Source organism: Kistimonas scapharcae (assembly GCF_039540975.1).
GTDB classification, from domain to species: Bacteria; Pseudomonadota; Gammaproteobacteria; order Pseudomonadales; family Endozoicomonadaceae; genus Kistimonas; species Kistimonas scapharcae.
In genome coordinates this window covers 1-21,751 of the sequence record NZ_BAABFL010000448.1, presented here as the reverse complement: position 1 = coordinate 21,751, position 21,751 = coordinate 1, and the positions used below count along the sequence as shown (strand labels likewise).

16 protein-coding genes are annotated in these 21,751 nt (G+C 51.0%); 13 read left to right on the top strand and 3 right to left on the bottom strand.

The window, feature by feature from the left end:
* Window positions 1-102 precede the first annotated feature (102 nt).
* Entirely contained in the window at window positions 103-1,302 is a 1,200-nt protein-coding gene (locus tag ABD892_RS19335; RefSeq protein ID WP_345197695.1) for a multidrug effflux MFS transporter, read from the top strand.
* Window positions 1,303-1,793: 491 nt separating this feature from the next.
* The gene (locus ABD892_RS19330; protein WP_345197694.1) at window positions 1,794-2,786 is read left to right on the top strand and encodes a TerC family protein; all 993 of its coding nucleotides are present in this window, start codon (window positions 1,794-1,796) and stop codon (window positions 2,784-2,786) included.
* A 92-nt stretch (window positions 2,787-2,878) separates the two neighbouring features.
* Here the strand turns inward: ABD892_RS19330 and ABD892_RS19325 are convergent, their stop codons facing one another.
* Window positions 2,879-3,556 (bottom strand): magnesium transporter, encoded by a 678-nt coding sequence (locus ABD892_RS19325; protein WP_345197693.1) that lies wholly within the window; start codon window positions 3,554-3,556, stop codon window positions 2,879-2,881.
* A gap of 344 nt (window positions 3,557-3,900) precedes the next feature.
* Here ABD892_RS19325 and ABD892_RS19320 point away from each other — a divergent pair, with 344 nt between their 5' ends.
* The 3 genes from ABD892_RS19320 (at window position 3,901) to ABD892_RS19310 (ending at window position 9,079) form a co-directional block, all read left to right on the top strand.
* A complete protein-coding gene (locus ABD892_RS19320) occupies window positions 3,901-5,361 on the top strand; it encodes an MATE family efflux transporter (protein WP_345197692.1) in 1,461 nt (486 codons plus the stop codon).
* A gap of 58 nt (window positions 5,362-5,419) precedes the next feature.
* A complete protein-coding gene (gene mscS, locus ABD892_RS19315; protein WP_345197690.1) occupies window positions 5,420-6,256 on the top strand; it encodes a small-conductance mechanosensitive channel MscS in 837 nt (278 codons plus the stop codon).
* Between the two features lie 312 nt (window positions 6,257-6,568).
* Window positions 6,569-9,079 (top strand): hypothetical protein, encoded by a 2,511-nt coding sequence (locus tag ABD892_RS19310; protein WP_345197689.1) that lies wholly within the window; start codon window positions 6,569-6,571, stop codon window positions 9,077-9,079.
* 48 nt (window positions 9,080-9,127) lie between these two features.
* Here ABD892_RS19310 and ABD892_RS19305 read toward each other — a convergent pair whose 3' ends face one another.
* The gene (locus ABD892_RS19305; protein WP_345197688.1) at window positions 9,128-9,892 is read right to left on the bottom strand and encodes a DeoR/GlpR family DNA-binding transcription regulator; all 765 of its coding nucleotides are present in this window, start codon (window positions 9,890-9,892) and stop codon (window positions 9,128-9,130) included.
* Between the two features lie 252 nt (window positions 9,893-10,144).
* Here ABD892_RS19305 and ABD892_RS19300 point away from each other — a divergent pair, with 252 nt between their 5' ends.
* From ABD892_RS19300 to ABD892_RS19285, 4 genes are all read left to right on the top strand, one after another.
* Window positions 10,145-10,540, top strand: coding sequence for a hypothetical protein (locus ABD892_RS19300; RefSeq protein ID WP_345197687.1), 396 nt, complete (start codon window positions 10,145-10,147; stop codon window positions 10,538-10,540).
* 491 nt (window positions 10,541-11,031) lie between these two features.
* Window positions 11,032-13,344 (top strand): collagenase, encoded by a 2,313-nt coding sequence (locus ABD892_RS19295; protein WP_345197685.1) that lies wholly within the window; start codon window positions 11,032-11,034, stop codon window positions 13,342-13,344.
* 290 nt (window positions 13,345-13,634) lie between these two features.
* Window positions 13,635-14,864: a sodium:proline symporter gene (locus ABD892_RS19290; protein ID WP_345197684.1), complete on the top strand. Its 1,230-nt coding sequence runs from the start codon at window positions 13,635-13,637 to the stop codon at window positions 14,862-14,864.
* A complete protein-coding gene (locus ABD892_RS19285) occupies window positions 14,861-15,718 on the top strand; it encodes a metallophosphoesterase family protein (RefSeq protein ID WP_345197683.1) in 858 nt (285 codons plus the stop codon). The genes ABD892_RS19290 and ABD892_RS19285 overlap by 4 nt, the downstream gene beginning before the upstream one ends.
* Window positions 15,719-15,792: 74 nt before the next feature.
* Here the strand turns inward: ABD892_RS19285 and ABD892_RS19280 are convergent, their stop codons facing one another.
* Window positions 15,793-16,335 (bottom strand): DUF1415 domain-containing protein, encoded by a 543-nt coding sequence (locus ABD892_RS19280; protein ID WP_345197682.1) that lies wholly within the window; start codon window positions 16,333-16,335, stop codon window positions 15,793-15,795.
* 239 nt (window positions 16,336-16,574) lie between these two features.
* Between ABD892_RS19280 and ABD892_RS19275 the strand changes: the two genes are divergently transcribed.
* The 4 genes from ABD892_RS19275 to ABD892_RS19260 all read left to right on the top strand — a co-directional run bounded on the left by ABD892_RS19275 (window position 16,575) and on the right by ABD892_RS19260 (window position 21,290).
* Window positions 16,575-17,606 carry an OmpA family protein gene (locus ABD892_RS19275; protein WP_345197681.1) on the top strand — a complete coding sequence of 344 codons (1,032 nt, stop codon included), beginning with the start codon at window positions 16,575-16,577 and terminating at the stop codon, window positions 17,604-17,606.
* A gap of 163 nt (window positions 17,607-17,769) precedes the next feature.
* On the top strand, window positions 17,770-18,138 hold the full coding sequence (locus tag ABD892_RS19270) for a cupin domain-containing protein (protein ID WP_345197680.1): 369 nt from the start codon (window positions 17,770-17,772) through the stop codon (window positions 18,136-18,138).
* Between the two features lie 65 nt (window positions 18,139-18,203).
* Window positions 18,204-18,632, top strand: a complete 429-nt coding sequence (locus ABD892_RS19265; protein WP_345197679.1) for a hypothetical protein — start codon at window positions 18,204-18,206, stop codon at window positions 18,630-18,632.
* A gap of 240 nt (window positions 18,633-18,872) precedes the next feature.
* Entirely contained in the window at window positions 18,873-21,290 is a 2,418-nt protein-coding gene (locus tag ABD892_RS19260) for a parallel beta-helix domain-containing protein (protein WP_345197678.1), read from the top strand.
* Window positions 21,291-21,751 lie beyond the last annotated feature (461 nt).

The following is a 21,751-nucleotide window of genomic DNA, read 5'->3' as shown; positions in this document are numbered from 1 at the left end:
TGGAAAACACGACAACAGGTTATTTCATTATGATTCATATCATAGCGATCGTATCATTCCCGGCAATAACAGACGCTCGTCTTATATTACCGGGAGACTTCCTTGCCACAACGCCGTTTAATGGGCGTGCTGATCCTGCTCGTGCTGTTCAGCCCGCTGGGGGTGGATATTTACCTGCCTTCTTTCACCACCATCATTGAGTATTTCAATACAACCGCTGACAAGGTTCAGTATACGCTCAGCCTGTTCATCCTGAGCATGGGACTGGGTCAGCTGGCCGCCGGACCACTGACCGACCGCTTCGGGCGACGCCCCATCGCCATGGCCGGTATCGTGATGTACATGATCAGCTCCCTGCTGATTCTTTTCTGCCAGAGCATTGACCAGCTGATCGTGCTGCGGATGCTTCAGGGCGCCAGTGCCTGTTGCACGACGACCGTTGCGTTTGCCGTAGTACGCGACAGACTGCCGCCACGGGAGGCAGCGCAGGCCTACAGCTACCTGAATGGCGCCCTGAATATTGCACCGGCTCTCGCTCCCAGCCTGGGCGGTGCACTGGCGGCAGCGTTCAGCTGGCAGGCCAACTTTGTATTCCTGGCACTGTTTGCGCTCGCCAGCCTCGTCCTGGTGACCATCAAATTGCCGGAAACCCGACCGGAAGCAACCAGCCAGCGCCCGCTCAGTGTTCTGGCCAGTTACCGCGAACTACTGGGACACCGTACGTTTGTCCTGTACAGCCTCTGCTGCATGGGCGCCATGGCCGTTATCCTCAGCTACGTTTCGTTCGCCCCGCAGGTTCTGATCAGCACTATGGGGATTTCAACGACAGAGTTTGCTTTACTGTTTGGCGCCAACGCCCTCGTGATCATGGCTGGCAGTTTTGCCGCCGGCCGCAGTATGTTCCTGCTGGGAGAATCCGGTTGCATGATCATCGGCAGCCTGATGATGCTGACTGGCGCCACATTAATGGCCGGCAGCTGCTGGCTGGATCTGCGTACCGCCTGGTCATTCATGGTGCCGGTCATGATCGCCTGCTGTGGTTTCGCCTGGCTGCTGGGTGCCGCCACCAGCCGCGCACTGGCTGATTTCCCCCATATTGCCGGCACCGCCTCTGCCCTGCTGGTCTGCATCCAGATGCTGGGTGCGGCGCTGGTCAGCATTCTGGCCCAGGCCACTCCGATCGGACACCGGCTGATGCTGGCTATCCTGATGCTGGGCATGGCAGTCTTCGCGTGCCTGGTCACGATTTTGAGTCAGGAGCCAAAAAGTAGCTCTGGTCATGTAGAACCCGTCACAGGCTAATCCTTCTCAACCGCCATGGCTGCTCGCTTGCAGCGGCCATGGACACCCGCGAAAATCCATCGCTCTTCAAAGACAAAATACGCATTGACTTCACCCATACCTTGCCCTTAGATTGCGAGTGTCTTATTGATATGAGCATTCCCTGAGTGAACATCACGTTCAATCACGATTCACAAAAATACCGCACCGCAGGCCAACACCTGCCTGTTCATATGTCGCGTCTGTTCCAGAACACCATGGATAAGCAATACGACGCCATTATCAGGATCAGAAACCGCAGATAGCCTTAACCACGACCCAAACTGACCACAGTCTTCGACTGTAACGCAACACGCGTCGTTGGGGAGTAGTCGCCCGCCTCAAGTGGGACCGTTGTCGTCAACACGGAGCAATCCCGGCAACGGTTGAGCCTCACAAGCTTTGACGAGACCAGCACCACACTAGCCATAGTGCGCGATTTCGTGCGCGCCGGATTTTGACGGAGCTATACCGTGCTGAACCATTCCTGGCCGATCATCGGCTTTAACCTGTTTGTCCTGGCCATGCTGGCCCTTGACCTGTACCTCCACCGTGACAATAAAGAGGTCACCCTCCGCCATGCGCTGGGATGGAGTGCCGTCTGGGTCGCCATGGCGGTTGCCTTCAACCTGATCATCTTCTTTTTCTGGGGAACACTGTCACCGGAAAGCACACTGTCCAGCCATGAGGCAGCCCTGGCGTTTGCCACCGGCTACCTGATTGAGAAATCCCTGAGTGTCGACAACCTGTTTGTCTTCGCCATGATCTTCAGCGCCTTTGCCGTACCGCGTGCCTACCAGCACAAGGTCTTGTTCTACGGCGTTGTTGGTGCCCTGGTAATGCGTGGCGTCATGATCCTGGCCGGTAGTGCCCTGATCGCCCGTTACCACTGGTTGCTGTACGTCTTCGGTGTTCTGCTGATCTTTACCGGCATCAAGATGGCCATGCACAAGCACGACGAAACCAACGACATCAGCAACAGCCGCTGGCTGAAAGCCCTGTCACGTCGCCTACCAATGACCGATGGTTTCCGGGGTGCCGCATTCTGGGTAAGGGAACATGGCCGTTGGATGGCAACACCGTTGCTGCTGGTTGTCCTGGTCGTGGAACTCAGTGACCTGATGTTCGCCATTGACTCGATTCCGGCCATCTTTGCTGTGACCACCGACCCGTTCCTGGTCTATACCGCCAACGTGATGGCTTTGCTGGGCCTTCGCTCGTTGTTCTTCGTGCTGGAAAGCCTGATGGATCGCTTCCATTACCTGAACTATGGCCTTGCCGTCATGCTGAGCTTTGTGGGTGTGAAGATGTTGCTGCTGGATACCGCGTGGGCGATACCGACCCCTGTATCCCTGCTGGTCATCGCCTCGGTATTGGGTGCGTCTATCGGCTTGTCTCTGCTCCGGAAGCCGGCTGTCGCGACAGTCATCGCGCTGCCACCGGCAGGTATTCCACTGCCTAAGTAATCAGGGACGTTGACCGGCTGAAGCCACAGCCGCCAGCCATTGATACTGGCGGCTGTTCCTCCCGACTGACCCTGCACTCTGCCCATGGACGGTTACGACAGACCCAGTAACCGGGTTGCCAGGCCGAAATAAATCAGCATTCCCGAAATATCCACCAGTGACGTCAGCATCGGGCTGGCCAGTACCGCCGGATCCAGCGATAAACGACGTGCGGCCAATGGTACCAGCGCCCCGGTCAGCGTTGAGAAAATCACCTGTATAGCCAGCGCCAGTGAGATCACAGTGCCTACAGGCACCAGGGTCAGTTCACTCGGCAGATCAGCAGCAGAAGTCAGCAGAGCCACCTTCAGGAAGGCCAGCCCCGCAATCACCAACGCCATCAGGGCAGCAATACGAAACTCCTTCCAGAGAATACGCAACGCCATCCCCCGACCCAGCTCACCTACCGCCATGGAGCGGATAATCACGGTAGCCGCCTGACTGCCGGCATTACCACCACTGTCGGCGATCATTGGCATATAGATCGTCAGTATCAATAAAGACGACAGGGCATCTTCATAGCTACTGATGATGTAACCCGAGAGAAACCCAAACAAGGTCAGCACAATCATCCAGTGCACACGACTGGAGAAATGTCCCCAGACAGAGGTGCCCAGGTACCCTGTGGATGATTCTGTGCAGGCATCATTGCCATTCAGGCAATACGGTTCACCCAACGTGGCAGATACGGTTGCTTCTGCCGGTTGCAGCAGTGACTTGTTGTTCAGCATAAAAATTCCCACCGATCAGTTTTTTATCAGGCAATGTAGTTTTCAGGCGGGAATAGCGCAGGACGGCGCAGGGACAGGAAAGAAAGTGTACAAAGACGTGTCTTACCGTTAAGCCAGCGACCGGCAACTGCGGCTACCCGCATCAATACTGGGAGGTTGTTCAGACATCGACTTTACCTATTACTTGCTTAATCAAGATCGCAGACGCCATCCATGGCAATCCGCGGCGCATTGTACGCCTTCCTGCCTGAACGGTTCGTGAACACATCAACAGATCGGTTGCAGTTATGACAGGAACAGGCATGCTTAGGGCTCTTGTCTTATTCCTCATGCCGGATCTTTTTATGTCTGACGCCCGATTCGTCCGTGGCGGGCTTATGCGCCATATCGTTGTTATGTCGTCTACCAGTGCCATCGGGCTGATGGCACTGTTCCTGGTCGACCTGCTGGATATGTACTTCATCAGTCTTCTGGGACATGCCGAACTGGCGGCGGCAGTCGGGTTTGCCGGCTCCCTGGTCTTTTTCAACACTTCGGTTTCCATTGGTGCTTCCATTGCCATGGGCGCCCTTGTATCCCGCTCACTGGGCGCACGGGATATAGCTAGTGCCCGTCGTTTGGGTGCCAGTGCGATGCTGTTTTCCCTGATTATCGGGTCGCTGATCTCGATGATCATGGTATCCAATGTGGAGGCTCTGCTGGCCTTGCTTGGCGCTAAAGGGGTTGTCGCCGATAAAGCGGCTGATTATTTGTGCATCCTGATGCCCAGTGCCCCCATTCTGGCCATGGCCATGGCAGCCAGCGCGGCACTGCGCGCCACCGGCGACGCCAAGCGCGCGATGCTGGCGACACTTGCCGGTGGCATCGTCAATGCCATATTGGACCCCCTGTTTATATTTGGCCTTAACATGGGCATTGAAGGCGCCGCGACCGCCTCAGTGGTGGCGCGTATCAGCATTTTTGTTATTGCGGCCTATGGCATGGTGTATCACCACGGTTTAATGGCACGCCCTCGCTGGCAGGATTTTCGATGCAATCTCAAGCCCATCGCTGTCATTGCCCTGCCCGCCATTCTGGCCAATATCGCCACGCCGTTTGGCAACGCCTTCGTGACACGATTCATTGCTGACTTTGGTACAGATTATGTGGCCGGATATGCCGTCATCGGTCGTATTATCCCGGTGGCATTCTGCCTGCTATTTGCCATCTCTGGGGCTGTCGGTCCGATCATTGGCCAGAACTTCGGCGCCCAGCGTTTCGACCGGGTGCACCGAACCCTGTTTGATGCCCTGCTATTTGCCGCACTCTACAGTCTTGTCGTGTCCCTGCTGCTGTGGCTACTGCGTGACCCGCTCATCCATGTTTTTGGTTTACGGGGGGATTCCGCAGAACTGTTTGCCCTGTTCTGTCCCTGGGTCGCCATGAGTTTTGCGTTTAATGGTGCGCTGTTTATCGCCAATGCGTCGTTTAACAACCTGAATCGCAGTTACTGGGCAACCTTATTAAATGCAGGGAAAGCGACCGTCGGTACCATTCCGTTTGTGGTCTTTGGTGGAAAAACGTTCGGTGCCGAAGGTGTGTTGATCGGTCAGGCCGTTGGCAGCATTTTGTTTGGCATAGCCGGCTTCCTGTTAGCCGCAAGACGTGTGCATCAGCTGAAAGTCTGCCATGAACGGAAAGAGGAAGAAGCCGTGATCGAACCGGCCATGCCACTCACGCCCTTCTGTTCATCCCGTGCATACATGATGGAAGATGCCCAGCTTGAGGTGGAATCTGCGGAAGATACTGACACAAAGCAGCTTTGAAGAAATGAGATCAAAACTATACTACCGCAAACGTCTATTTAACCAATGAGGTTTGCGAATGAGCGCGGATATTGTTAATCAGGCCAGCGACTGGGTCGCCCGCAACGACGGAATAATACTGCAGTACATTATTAACCTGGCCGCTGCGCTGCTGATTCTCCTGGTAGGCTATATCGCGGCCAAAATGATCAGCAGCACCATGGTGCGGGTCATGGAAAAGCGCCGGGTCGACACCACCATCACCCGTTTCTGCGGCAACATGACCCATTACGCCATCCTGACCTTCGTGGGCATCGCCGCACTCGGACGGATTGGGGTCCAGACGGCTTCGTTCGTCGCCATCATCGGTGCCGCCGGCCTTGCCATTGGCCTGGCACTTCAGGGTTCACTGTCCAACTTTGCCTCTGGCGTCCTGCTGATTCTGTTCCGGCCACTCAAGACCGGTGAATATGTGGAAGCCGCGGGTACTTCCGGCACCGTGGAATCCGTCCAGATCTTCACCACCGTGTTGATGACGCCTGATAACAAAATGGTTGTTATTCCCAACGCCAATATTCTCAATGGCAATATCATCAACTATTCCCGTACCGGCACCCGCCGGGTCGATCTGGTGATTGGTGTCAGCTACAAAGCCGATCTGGCGCAAACCAAGGCTGTGCTAAAAAGCGTTTTGGAGAAAGAAAGCCGCCTACTAAAAGAACCTGCAGCCACCATTGGCGTCAGTGCTTTGGCGGATTCTTCGGTGAATTTCGTCGTACGTCCCTGGGTGAAGACCGAAGATTACTGGGATGTGTACTTTGACCTGCACGAAAATATCAAGATTGCGCTGGATGAAGCCGGCATAGAGATTCCCTTCCCGCAGATGGATGTTCACTTGGAAAAGGTGGAGGCCTAAAACCAATCCCCCTTAATCTGGTTAAGGGGGATTATTATGTTACTTTTGTAAAGCGGCGCAGCTGAATAATGAGGCTCAGTTGTTATATAAAAACGTTTCACTATTAACATTAAACCTATAAAATAAAAAACAACGCACAAAACAACATCAATATAAAAACCACCCCTAAAAATCAAATATCATAAACAATATACAGACACTAATAGAACATCTGTCTAATAACAAAAAACAATGCTTGCTATAAAATCCCAACAGGACAGACAAAAGTTTTTTATTCTGAAATCATATAACTTATAAAATTGAGGATGGACAATGAAAATCAGAACCCCCACCATCATTGGTAAGGGCGTAAAGGAAACTGAACGACCTGACTTTAATTTTAACAAGGGAAAAATAATCAGTTCAAAAGGCAGGTGGAAATCACCAACAGGAACTAAGCGTGATATTTCAACATTTTTTCACACAAAGGTTCTCCCCAAAAAGCATCAAGTAGATACTTTAATGAAGAAGAGAGCGCTTTGCGACCACTTTTCCATTAGAGTTCTAAGCGTTGCTTCTCCAGATAAACCCAAAGGGATTGCCAAAGAACTTGACTCGAGAACATCAATGAGTGGCGATGGCGATTTCCAACTTGACCCCTCTGAAAATCCAATTATTCAAATGCTTCTTTCTCCAAGTGAACAATTGGTAGAAGAGTTAAAAACAGCCCATGATGAGTTAAGAAAATTTAAAGGGCAACGATTAGATGATACTGATTTCACACTGGTAGACCCCATCACGTTTCAGGACAATATACAACGAAACCTGCACTTCAGAGTTCTGGAAGAAACTATTCATCACATCAAAAGCCCAAAAAGCCTGAAATATATTTTAGATACTATGAATAGTAAGGTAATGAATCATTGCCTGACTAAAAATCAGCGATCACAGCTCAAACAAGCACTACAAGAAAGAATGGCTGATTTATACCAACCGACACTCACTACACTCCTGGACCAGCAGAGAATGGTATCAGGTAATAACCACGAACGAGTATTGGCCTGGGAACAATCTCTTAGTGGCATGCACGACTTCGTTGTGGCAGTGAAAACAATAAATCCCAATCTTCTGAACAAAAAAACAATACCTGACGCTACAACACAAGATAGAAGCCTCATAAGAAAATGCATGGAACATGCCGTACAACAAGTCGTTGTTGAATTTGTCAACATGAATGCTGGGGTGGATAAATCACAACAGTGCGTTCAGCATGTCAATGCTCTCATGAAAACCTTTGTTGAGCCGGTGGTACATATCAGCTCAAAAGGACCAAATAAACGCATGCAACAGGTTTGGAAAGGGCTTGAGCCTGGATATGGCCAGCTTTCCCAAAAAGCCCTATCAGAACAAACCCGTTGCCAAACGTGCTGGACTCACATGAAAGCACTGGATGCGGTCTCCGATACGCTGAAAGCGATAATAGAAAAACGCAATCTGTCGAGCCAGCCAGACTTTCCCAAGAAAAATAAAACTAAATGGCGTAAAGAAGCGGAGAAACTTGAAAAAGAGTGGAACAATCAAATAGCACAACTGAGAACGAAGATCAGCGCACTGGAAACATCAAGATTACCGGCATTCAACAAATTTATTCTCAAGTTCCAGGAAACGTTTTCAAAGCTACATCATATGGGACCGGAAGCTATTCATAAGGATAAAGAAAGCATGGCTGAGGTATTGTTCCAGTTAGAACACAATGAACTCGCCTCCCACATTGCATTCGACCCCACTGAACCGTTATTCATGTCCGCAAAAAGTATGGCGATGGATGCAGAAGATGGTGCACCACCACCTATTCCACCCAAAATACCTACGCGGTCTGCGCCTAGAAGACCAACAGCGCTTCCACCAAAACCACCGGTGGCTGTATCGAACAAACCTGCTGCTACACGCCCTGAGCACGCCGAGGAAAGCGGTTCATATCCTGACACCACGGCAGCGGCAACCATGCAGCCCTCCTCACCGCCACCGTCTACAGTGCAAGAAACCCCAAAAGCGTCGGTCTCTGTAATGGATGAGTTAAAACGGCAGCAGGCTAGAACACATGAGGAGCCAAAGGCCAACGAGACAGTAACACCTCAAACAACGACACAGCCATCTGCACCACCAGTAACACCTGCGCCTAAGGATCCAGAGGCACCTCCGCCTCCTCCGCCTCCTCCGCCTCCTCCGCCTCCTCCGCCTCCTCCGCCTCCTCCGCCGCAGCCACCAGTACCTGGCAGCAAGCCGTTAACAGAAGAGGGTTCTGAGCGCACCAAGTCTGAAGAGTCAAAAGACGAAACCAAGACGCCGCCTACAATAGCAGCCGATGATCACAGAGCTGGCGTATTGGACGCAATAAGAAAGGCTGGAGGAAAAGCACAGAAACACAAATATAAAAAACCTGCCAATACAGTAAGCGCTACGCCTCAGACATCATCAGATACGGGCACAGCCAGTAAAGTGTCAGAACCCAAATCTGCTCCTGCAGCCGATCCAGGTAATTTATTAGCAGGTCTTCAGGATAAAATTAAAGACCAAAGAACACCTCTAAAAACCGAGATTCTGGAGAAGCTCGAAAATTATGAAGATGATTCTGGGTTCTATGATTCCCCGGACGATCTGACGAAAGAGTTAGAACATGAGATATCGATTCGATATTCTTATGCGAAAAAAAATGGTATGGCCAAGGCTTGTGCTCAAAAACTGACGCAGCTTCTGACGCCAGACGGAAAGAGAGCTCCTGATATAGATCTTGAAGATCAAGTCGAGAACATTCTTAAAATGCTCTTGGCACCACCAGCCTAAACGAAAAGCATTGGTATAGGTTTCTCTATACCAATGCTTTTTCTGTTTTTATGCGGACACAAGATGAAGATTGATCTCAGCCTTTATTAGGGTTTCATGGCTGTAATCCGGCAAATGGCTGTCCGTTACGACCAAGTCAAATTTCTCCAGCCCCATAATCCGATGAAATGAATAGCGGCCATACTTCTCGCTGTCGGCAACCAAGATTCGGGTACCCGCCCGTTCAAACATCTTGCGCTTCAGTTCTGCCCGATCCTCAGTCGGCGTCGTCACACCACGTTGCAAATCCCATGACGTACACCCAATAAACGCCAATTCAACATTCAGATCATCCAGAAAGTGCTGAACATTGCCACCGAGACTGGACTGGGTACGTTCATCCACCTGTCCGCCTGCAATATGCACTTCAATGTTACGGTAACGGCACAGGAACAACGCCTGGGCAAGGTCAGTCGTTACGACCCGAATTCGGCGGTCCACCAGCTGTCGCGCAATTTCCATGCATGTAGTGCCGGCATCCAGCAGGATGGACTGACCATCCGATACCAGTGACGCCGCATAGCTGGCGATGGCGTGTTTTTCTTCTGGGCAGCGGCTCTTGCTTTCTTCACTGTGCGGCTGCGTATTGATGAACTGACCGATCGTCGCACCACCATGGGTACGGCGGATCATTCCCTGCTCTTCCAGCTTGGTCAGGTCCCGCCGGATGGTCATGCTGGAGACATCAAGAATACCTGCCAGTGTTTCCACATTGGCATATTCATGCTGACGAAGATAACTGAGAATGCGCTCGCGTCGTTCAATCGCTAACAATGGACTACCTATTCACTTGTCTTCAGGCTTGGGTAACAAGACCGATCACGCCGACTAAAACACTTTAGTTTACTCCCAATGTACAGACTTTCCTGTCCGTGAATGCCGAGCATTTACACAAAATCAAACCCGTCGATGTTCGAAATACGACAAATGGCAGGGCATCTATCATTGTCCCCGCAGCAACCGTCTGTATGGAAAACCTGTAAACCGTTATCATCACGTCACTAGCCGATTGAAATATAACCTCCCATGAAACTGTATCGTCCCCTCGCTCTCCTGCTTATCATCAACCTGCTGTGCAACTACTGGTTGTTTATCTTTGCTTTTCGCTGGCAGCCACTCACAAGACTGGTTACCGAAGGACATTGGGACGGTGAAAGTGCAGGCGTCGCCATCGGGTTAACGGCGCTGGTCTGGTGGTTGGTGACGATTATCGGGTTGTGGCGTCAGTACCGATGGGCTCTACCGAATTTTGCAGCTTTCGCATCGGCTCTGGTCACGTGTCTGTCGGTTTCAGTGATCCCCTTTATACCGTCGTTTTTTTCTGCCAAAGCCGCCAGCTTTGTCGCCATGACACTTAATTTCAGCCTGGCCTGCCTTGCACTCGCAGTCTGGTGGAATGAAAAAACAGACACCAACACGTGATACAACAGATCCTCCTCAGGCCTGTGATACTCGAACAGTGTAAAACACAATACAGGCCTGACCGGCGCTCACAGAGAAGTGACTAGATGCTCGCCCCTCTTCACATAAGCAACACCATGAACACGGAAAGAAACCAGTCTCTCAGACTTGACCTGCCAGCTTCATGGTCTACTTTTGCCTTACGGTTGTTTTTATAGCGAGGTAGGTTTATGGCAACGATTTGAAAAGCCGATCATTTCTGAAAAAGGGCAGTCTTATATACTCGTGTTCCTGTTGATAAAGTCGCACAGAGAATTGTCAAAAATCAGAGAGTAATCTCAGGCCTTAATTAGTATTCCGTATGATCGGGTTACTTGTTTTTATTTCATAATCACTCCAATCAAAAAAAGCTAAACAACGCTAAAAAAGTTGTTTCTGCTTGTCATTTAAAGCACCCAATCATGGCCTGAAGATATTCCCAGAAACCTGCCATACCGGCAAAGGTCAGTCGCATGAAGTCCCCCGTTCTGTCACTTGCTCCCCTCGTTGCAGCGATCAATCTGCTGTCATTATCGCCTGGCTCCGAAGCCTCTTCCGTCGATATAGAAACCAGCCTGATTCATGGTCGCCAGTCAGAAGAAATCCTGGATGGCAGTCCCCTGCCACCCAGTGATCCCCACAGGAAACTCAAGCATCTTGAACTCGAAGACCAGCTGGAAAGTCAGAAAGCATCGACACTTTCAGTTCTATCTGGTGCTGCAGGATCCACCTGCTCTACATCGGAGATAGCCCGTCTGGACGGGCAACGACTTACAGAGACAATACGAAAAGCGGATCTGCAATGTATCAATGGACTGTTCAGTGCCACAGGCTCCTCCAGCAGGGATCTGTTTCATCAGAACAAAATGATCACTGTCGCCAATGCCGTTTACAGTTATGCTCAAAACTATCCGGGTAACAACTCACAGGGTATGGAGCAACTCCTCCTTTACCTGAGAGCTGGCTACTATGTGCAGTTTTACCAGAAAGATACGGTCGGAGCGTACGACAACCAGCTGGATACGATCATTCAGTATGCACTGGATGCCTTCTTTGCCAATCCCAAAACCTTCACGGTATCGGATGAGAACGGCAGTGTACTGGGTGAGGCTGTCACTCTCATTGACAGCTCCGTTCAAAACGCCCGTTATATCTCAATTGTTAAACGGCTTTTGTCGTCCTATGACCAGCGCTTTGAAGCCAGCAGAAATATGACGGCTGCTGTCAACAATGGCATGACCGTACTGTTCCGCGGGCATCAGGTGAAAGCCTTTGTTGAAGCAGTGGAACAGGATAACTCCCTGCTGGATGAACTGTACAACTTTTACAACACCAAACAGCATTTGCTGGATACGGATAACGAATACCTGTTAACTAATGTCGTTCGAGAACTGGGTCGATTCCTGCAACACAAATCACTGCAACCCAAAGTCAGCGGGCAGTTAAATGCCATTGTGAATCAACAGAAAAGTTCGGAAAAGGGTCAGCCGCTCTGGTTAGTAGCCGCCGAAATGGCCACCTATTATGACAGCAATAACTGTGGCTATTATGGCGTCTGCAACTTTAAACAAGACATTGAACGTACCGTTCTACCCTTCCGGCATACCTGTAGCCAGACCCTGAAAATCCGGGCACAACATATGTCTGTGCCACAGGCGCAATGGGCCTGTGAACAACTCTCGGAACAGGAAGCTTATTTCCACCGAAAACTCGCTACAAATCATCAACCGGTGTCGAACGACCAGAATCAGGATCTGGAGCTGGTCATCTTTGACAGCACCCAGGATTACAAAATGTACGCCGGACTCCTGTTCAACATCAGTACTGATAACGGCGGCATGTACCTTGAAGGGGATCCGGCAAAAGCCGGGAACCAGGCACGTTTTGTCGCGTATGAGGCGGACTGGCAACGGCCCGAGTTCCAAATCTGGAATCTGCGCCATGAATATGTGCATTACCTGGATGGCCGGTTCAATATGGCCGGCGGTTTTGGTCGGTCGACGTCTGCCGATACGATCTGGTGGATTGAAGGACTGGGCGAATACATATCACACCGCGACGAGTACCCGGAAGCCATCAACTATGCACGTCAAAAGAGCTATCCATTAAGCACCATTTTCCGCAATACCTACAGCAGTGGCCAAACCCGCGTCTACCGTTGGGGCTATCTCGCGGTGCGCTTTATGTTTGAACGTCATCCGTCCGATGTCACGGAGATGTTATCCCTCGTTCGCAACGATCGCTACGATGATTACAAATCCTGGTTAAATCAGATCGGGAACCGATATGACAACGAGTGGTATGATTGGCTGGCAACAGTGGAAAATAGAAAAAGCAACCTGCCAGATCATGGTCCAGCTGATGATGACGCCATAATCGACAAAGGCGATGAGACCATCCCTGAAACACCAGAGCCTGACGATACCACCCCACCGGATACCGCAAGACCCGGTGTTGATAAAGATGTTAAAAACCCCGTCTTACAGAATGGCGTCACAAAAGTTGGTCTGCATTCAGACAAAAACAAGTATTTCTACATTCTCGTACCGCACAAGGCCAAAACGCTCACATTTACCGTGGATGGCCGAACCGGAACAGGTGATCTGGAAATATTTGTTCAGTCTGTTAAATGGCCGACAGAAAGCGTCTATGAGTATCACGAACAGTGTGGGCAGGATAAGAAAACTATTACCGTCAGTCCGCTAAAAACAAACGCCTACTATCACGTGATGATCAAAACCAAAAAGCCGTTCAGCGGCATACAGTTGACGGCAACCTATCAATAACGACTGAATAACTCTCACCGAAAGACCGGGGTAAGCGGCAAATACATTTTGCTGTTTATCCCGGTGAATCCTTACAATGGCTTCCGACGTATAGATTGGAATCAGATTCAGCACAAGGGATTGCTCATGCCTTATGTCTTACCCGCAGCCGTATTGACTGTCGCATTAATCTCGCTGGCCTTATCACCCAATGCCGGAAAAAGTGACAGCTTCTTTCGGGGGCACAACAGTAACGGTCAGACACCGGGCTTATTGATGCTATCACCACCTGGATATTCGCCCGGTCGCTGATGAATGCCGCGATACTGGGGTATTACTATGGCCTCTGGGGCACACTGGCGTATGCGACCTATTACCTCTCCTTCCTGACCGGTGGCCTGATTATTGACAGTCTGCGGTTTCGCCACAACTGCAACAGTATTCAGGATTTCCTGAGGCAACGTTTCGGTACGGTCGGAACACGCTGTTACAATCTGGTAATTGGTGTGCGGCTGATCAGCGAAGTCTTTGCCAATTTACTGGTATTCGGCCTGCTGTTTGGCGCGGTAGGCAGCCAACAATACATAGGTGCAATAGCACTCTTTTCACTGCTAACACTGTTCTATGCGGGTCGTGGTGGATTACACGCCTCCCTGCGTACCGATGTTTTCCAAATGGGACTTTTCCTCGCGGTATTACTGACCCTGGTCGCCCTGATGCTGGGACACAGCGAATTCTCGACGACAGACTTCCTATTCAAGCCTTTCGAGTTCTCTGACCCGGGCGCGGTATTGATTGCTGTTGCACTGCTGCAGGTCATTAGCTATCCCATGCATGACCCTGTGATGATGGATCGCGGTTTTATTGCTGATCGACAAACGACACAGCGCAGCTTTCTCCATGCCAGCTGGATTGGTGTATTCTGCATTATCCTGTTTGGCCTGTTGGGCATATTTGCCGGCGCGCACGCCCAGTCTGGCGAAGCCATGAATACCGTCTTGACACGGCTATTGGGTGAAGTCCCTATGCTTTTGTTCAGCTTTTCCCTGGTGATCTCTGCCATGTCAACGCTGGACTCAACGCTGTCCAGCGCGGCAAAGCTGATTGTCAGTGACATGAAGCTGGGCGTAGAGAGCGTAGACAATGGTCGTAAGGTCATGGTGCTGTTCATGCTGGCAGGGTTAATAATGATCTACTTAGGGCCAAAGGACCTCTTCAGTGCTGTCGCTGTCAGTGGCACCGCCTCCATGTACCTGACACCCGTCATCCTTTTCTCGCTCTGGGGTGGACGCATCGATATACCTGTATGGAGTTACCTGATCGCATTTGTCGTGGCATTGGCCGGCGCCGGGCTCTATTTCGCAGAAACCGCCGGCTACCTGCAGCTGATGGAACCGTTGTTTGGCACCGTGCATAAATACAACAAGCTACTGATTATCTGCCTGATCGTACTGACGGTTGGCTGCAGTGCTTTTGCTCTGGGCATGCTGTTGTCACGCAGGAAGCTGGCAAGCGTCACGTATTCAACAGGTGATGCATGATTCGCAATCTCGGTGAATTGAAGGGGCCCGTTCTGCTATTCGGAGGCCCCTACAGCAATTTGCAGGCAACATGTGCGATGCGTCGTGAAGCAGAGCGCCTGGGCATTCCCCCGGAACGAACCATCTGTACCGGGGACGTTGTCGCTTACTTTGCAGATGTCGAGGCCACCATAGACGTTATTCGCACCTGGGGCATTCATGTGCTGATGGGTAACTGCGAAGAATCTTTAGGGTTTTCTGCTAACGACTGTGGTTGCGGGTTTGATGAAGGTACAGCCTGCAACTTACTATCCCGGCAGTGGTATTCCCATGCTGACAGCCAGATCAGCCAAGCCAACCGGCTCTGGATGCAAACGCTTCCCCGCACCCTGCGCTTCACCTGGTACAACCTTACCTTCACGGTTGTTCACGGCACATTGTCCTCCATTAACCAGTTCGTCTTCCCATCAACACCGGATGCCATTAAACAAACGGAAATCAAGAAAGCAGAAACAGACTGCATTATCGCCGGGCACTGCGGTTTGCCCTTTGCCCAGAAAACCGAGGCGGGTACCTGGTTGAATGCTGGTGTTATCGGCATGCCAGCCAACGATGGCAGCAGCAATGCCTGGTATGCCCTGCTGGATACTCACGATGGTCAATCGGTGTTTGAGTTAAAACGCCTGACTTACGACTGGCAGTCTGCTGTTAAAGCTATGCAGGAAGCGGGGATGCATAATGGCTACGCAGAAGCATTAGCCAATGGGCTATGGCCCAGCATGGATGTACTGCCAAATGCCGAACGTACACAAAAAAACATCCGGATCGCTCCGCTGATCTGTGAAATCAACGCCATAAAACAACTGGAGTGTTAAGAAACACCACTGGCATCAAATGAAATCTAATCATCTAATGCCTGTGCTTTAATACGCGTTAACGTCATCAGGTATTACTCACCAAACAAATAAGGAAACAAACGACGCTTTTCCTGATCCTCCAGTAATAACATTCTTGCAACATTATTCTCCGGAATCACTTCAGGATCAGGGTATTTACTGAGCACCTGCTCCAGCTGTTCTTCCCGAATAATATGTATTAATGGATAGGGAGATCGGTTAGTTAAATTCTCAGTATCATCAGGATCACTACCTGCAAAACAGTAGTCAGGATGAAAACTGGCCAGCTGGTACTGACCTTCCCAACCACTTCGCTGAAGTTGGAAATTGGCAAGATCCAGAAACAAGGTATAGTCCGTGAAATCGGGCAGTAAGTGTGGAATCACCAGTAACGTCGTTTCAATTTCATTGGCAGATGATTTATCTATCAGCAACAGCTCCTGCTGTAATTCCTCCAGCAGCGCATCTTCGTTATCGGCTTGGGTGACAGCAATGCGTATCCGTTTCTGACGGCGGGGTCTGGCAGCAAATGGGCACAGGTTTAAACCAATCACCACATCATCCAACCATCGCTGAATGCGTTCAACTTCCTGCACTCTGTTGATACCTCGCCCATAAGTGATACACACCGCTGAAATCATCACACAATGTTGACGATACCCGTGCTTAAGGTGCTTTATCACGAGCTTACATTAAAATTCTACTGTCGTACGTATAATTCTGTAGGAAAACCCCTTCAGAAGGCGCGGCTCATCCCGTATCCTTTGCCGCGATTACGGACAGTTACACAACCCTGCCCGCAAGAACATCAAAAAAGACAAACAAGGAGTACACCATGACTGTGCGCACTTTCGCACGTTCCGTGATTGGCCTGGCCGTTGCGGCGGCAATCAGTGGTACAGCGGTCGCTGAAGGCGTTGTTGATAACGGCGTGACCTTTACCATTGGCGGTGCATACACCGATTTCGACAGCTACCGTGGCCTGGATAACAAGTGGGCGCCGGAACTGGGTATCGGCTACCGTTACAACGACCGTTTCAGCGTCGAAGGTATCTATTCCGAATTCAAGACTGACCAGAAAGGTGGTAACGATGCCCGCCTGAGAAACTACCGCCTTGATGCTTTCTACGATCTTCAACCGTTCTCTGGCGGTGTAACGCCTTACATCGTCGCCGGTATCGGTGAACTGCACGAAAACCTGCAGCACGCCAGCGACCGTGAAGACACCCGCATGAACATGGGTGTGGGTCTGCGCAAGGCGCTGACACCGAACCTGTCTGTCCGCGGTGACCTGCGCGCCATCCGCAGCCTGGACTACAACCAGACGGAAGGCATGATGAATGTCGCCCTGACCTGGACCTTTGGTGAGCCAGCGGCACAGCCGGTTGAGGCCGTAGTTGAAGAAACCATCGTTGAAGAAACCGTTATCGCACCACTGGACAGCGACAATGACGGCGTGCTGGATGCCGACGACCTCTGCCCGGGTACTCCGGCTGGCGCCACCGTAGACGCGACTGGCTGTGTACCCCAGGAGGAAATCGACCTGCTGGTTGAGTTCGATTTCGATTCCGCCAACATCACCGATGGCGCAATGACACGTATCGCTGAAATGGGCGAATTCCTGCAGCGTCATCCTGACATCAGCATCCGTGTCGAAGGTCATACTGACGACAGCGGCCCAGCAGCCTATAACAAGTCTCTGTCTCAGCGTCGTGCCGATGCGGTTCGTACCGTGCTGATTGAGCAATACAACATTGACGGAAGCCGTGTTGAAGCCGTTGGTGTGGGCGAGGAAGACCCCATTGCCGACAACAGCACACTGCCAGGTCGTAAGCAGAACCGTCGCGTTGTCGCAGAAGTTCTCTAAACGCCATAGGCTGCTAGTCATAAAAAAGGCTGGTTAAACACCAGCCTTTTTTATTGGAAAAAATAACCCCGAACCATATGACACTGTTCAATATATAAAACAGCCGTTATGCTCACTCTTCCCCCTTACTGAGCCACAGATAATAACCACAGGATGTTTCAGTATGAGTATTGCTATCAGCGACATTGTATTCTTTGATCAGTCAACCGCAGAAAAAGAAACTTACCAGACACCAGAAGAAAAGCGGATCAACGGCAATCCGCTTCAGGCTATCATCAATCATTACTCTGACAGCAGTAATCAGTTTCACACCGGCATCTGGGAATCCGAAGTCGGCTGCTGGCATGTCCACTATACCGAACATGAGTTCTGCCAGATTCTGGATGGAATCTCTATTGTCCGTGATAAAAACGGCAACGAACGCACACTGCAAACAGGCGACAACTTTGTCATCCCCGCAGGCTTTGAAGGTGAATGGGAAGTGGTAGAACCATGCCGTAAAATCTATGTTATTTTTGAGCCCGCGTCTTAATCACCAGGTTTATGATCGCCAAGATGATTAAGTGGCAAGGCTAACTATTTGGTCGGGTAAACAGGATGAAGCGAGCACTATTCTGTAGTTTTGCCGTTGTTGCAACAGGTGCCATTGCCAGCCCTCCTGAATGGGAGGGTTTGTACACTTATGGCCATGAAGTGAACAGCTTTCATCCCTGTGGAAGCAGCCAGGATTACTGGGTCAGCACCTCCCCTTCGATCAATCGCCAATTACGCGACTTTGTCATACAACATACGACAGAAACCTATCAGCCCGTTTATCTACGTTTGCGTGGGCGGCTCAGTATGGAAAAAGGTGATGGCTTTGCCGCCGATTACGATGGATTGATGCAAATCCAGAAAATTCTCATTCTCAGTGAATATGCCCCCATTCATTGTGTGAAAGGAACGTCATTGACTCACGTTCAGGGTGTCAGGAAAAACGAAAAAAACAAATACGCACGGAATTTGATCTCAAAACAACCGCACTGAATGGATTCATCCAGCCACCCAACCTCCAAGCATGCATTCGGAGTACAGCACTCTGTGCACTATAAACAGGAATGGCATGCACTGAGTGTGAAAACGGTCAATTTCTAGCCAGACTTAATTTAGTACATTAGTGCATAACTAAAACTCTATGAGCACAGGGTTTTAGTGATATACGGATAAAACCGTGATCACACATTGTGACAATAAAAACAAGAATTGCTGAAAAAGGAGTTTTACACCATGCACAACGCAGGACGAATGAATAGAGGACGATTATGGCTTTTTGCCATTGTCGTTTTACTGCAGGCCTCCATCGCCCGAAGTTACGAGCATATCATCCGCCTTGAAGCCTCCGATGACCTCCAATACAAGCTCCAAAGTGCCTTTATTGGTGCCAAGCCTGACACGCTGATTGAGCTCCCTGCAGGTACCTTCAAGTTTGACGATGAAGTGGTGCTGGATGTTTCCCATGTCACCATCCGCGGCCAGGGTATGGAAAAGACCATCCTCAGCTTCAAGGATCAGCCCGCCGGCGCCCAGGGCATGCTGGTGCTAGCCGATGCCTTTACCATTGAGGACCTCGCCATTGAAGATACCGCCGGTGATGGCCTTCGGATGGAAGGCGCGAACGGCATCACTGTACGCCGGGTGCGGGTTGAGTGGACCAATGGCCCGGATGAAGAAAACGGCGCTTATGGCTTATATCCCGTACTCAGCCAGAATGTACTGATCGAAGACAGCGTGGTGAGAGGTGCATCTGATGCCGGCGTCTACGTTGGTCAGTCACGCAACATCATCGTGCGCCGCAATGTTGCTGAATACAATGTCGCTGGTATTGAGATCGAGAACAGTTTGTACGCTGACGTTTACCAGAATGTGGCCCGGTACAATACCGGCGGTATCCTGATCTTTGACCTGCCGGGCCTGTCACAGGCTGGCGCTTATAGCCGCGTTTACGATAACGATATCTACGAGAACAACACCGGTAACTTTGCACCGGCCGGTAACATCGTCGGCAGTGTCCCCGCCGGCACCGGTGTGATGGTCATGGCGACTGATCACGTTGAAATTTTCAATAACCGGATCACCAATAACCGTACGACGGGTGTCATCATCACCAGTTATGTGGCGATCTCTGTTATCAACAACCTGCCGATACCAGATGGCTATGATCCGTTTCCAGAATTCATCAATATCCATGACAACCGAATCAATCGTCCCAAGGTACCTTATTACGACGGCAGCGATGTAAACCTGTTGATCAATATCCTGCATATGAACAGCCTCAAGGTGGTCAGTGACACCATCATTGATGGTCTTTTTGCCAGCAGCCGTGAAGCCGCCGGCATCTGTTACCGGAAGAACTATCGCGACAAACTGAAAGTCATCCCGTCTGATTTCAGTAACCTGCAGCTGGCCAACGACAATAACTGGTACAACGACGCACTCGGTATCCCAGGCGGGCCTGTTGATAAGGACAGAAGACCGTTTAACTGCCAACAGCCGGTACTGGCTGAAGTCACCCTGCAACCTTGGCCTCCCGTACCAGCGCCGGGCGAGGACGGCTACACAGATGAAGAAATCGCGGCACGCTGTTCCGCGACCGGCAATGGCGTCAACTGGGCAGCTGCTGTCGTTAATTGCCCGAGCCTGTCTGATTATCGGCTGTTTGCAGATGCCAGTGATCCAACGACCAACAGCAATGGCGGCTTCCCCTATGATCTGACAACGCCGCTGTTCTCGGATTATGCCAACAAATACCGTTTCATCTTCCTGCCGCCAGGTACACAGGCACAGTACGCTGAAACGGGTCCGCTGACCTTCCCTGTGGGTACGATCATCACCAAGACCTTCGCGATTCCAGCTAACGCTGCGCAACCTGGCGCCAATGAAAATGTGATCGAAACCCGTCTGCTGATTCGTCGTGAAGACGGCTGGGAGCGTCTGCCTTATATCTGGGAAAAGGACATGAGTGACGCTTACCTGGCCCTGGGCGGTGGCCGTGAAGTCGTTACATTTGTAGACTTGGAAGGCGAAACTATTACCGCGTCGTACGGTGTCCCGAATGCCAACCAGTGCACCAGCTGCCATGGCAACAAGGGGCAGGATCTCCCCGTTGGCCCCAAAGCCCGGCTACTGAATATGACCTATGCCTATGCTGAGCAACTGGGGCTTCATGGCGGCATGAATCAGTTGGATGCGATGGCGTCACTGGGTCTGCTGGCCGGCTCTCCGGGTTCTGCAGCGGCACCGAAGACACCGGTCTGGAATGACCCCACTACCGGCAGCCTAGAAGCTCGGGCCAAAGCCTACCTGGATGTTAACTGTGCCCACTGCCACGGCGGCGGCGGACGCGCCTTCGGTACCGGCCTGCTGCTTAACGAGTTCCTGTCCGTGGATCGCACCTATGGTCTGTGCAAAAGTCCAGTGGCCGCAGGGCGTGGCTCCGGTGGCCTGAGCTACGATATCGCACCGGGTGATCCCGATAATTCCATCCTCGTTTACCGGATGGCCTCTAACGATCCGGCGATCCGGATGCCAGAGCTGGGTCGCAGCACCGTACACAAGGAAGGGCTGGCGCTGGTTCGTGACTGGGTCAGCAGTCTCGATGGCGCCTGCGAGGCACCACAACCCCAGGCAATGCTAACCGGCCACTGATACGCCTTTCCACCTACAAATCATACGACAGTGACAATGCTCCCGCATTGTCACTATTATTCAGCACCATTCATTAGATCATTACCCATTGTGCTGGAGCTATCGTCTTTGCTAAATTGTGAATACTTGGAAATAACTGCGATTACGAAGTAAAAACGAACATCCACCTAGCTACTTTTGCCAACTCGAAACTCAAGGGTGTCATATACCCTCAATGAACCGTAGCTGTTTAATGATCCCGGACACCATGTTAGAGGGTAAAGTCGCCACTAATAAGAGCGATGTTCATACCCACTGCCTCACATCAATTGGGGATTGTCATATATACGTAGTGAACGTTTTGATTCATGGCCCAATCAGCCTATTCTTGGACAAGCTCCTAGGGGCTGTTGACGTTTCATTGAAAGCCTTGAACCAAGCCTGAAAATCCGCAGTATGTTGCTACCGCTCATGCTTTCATA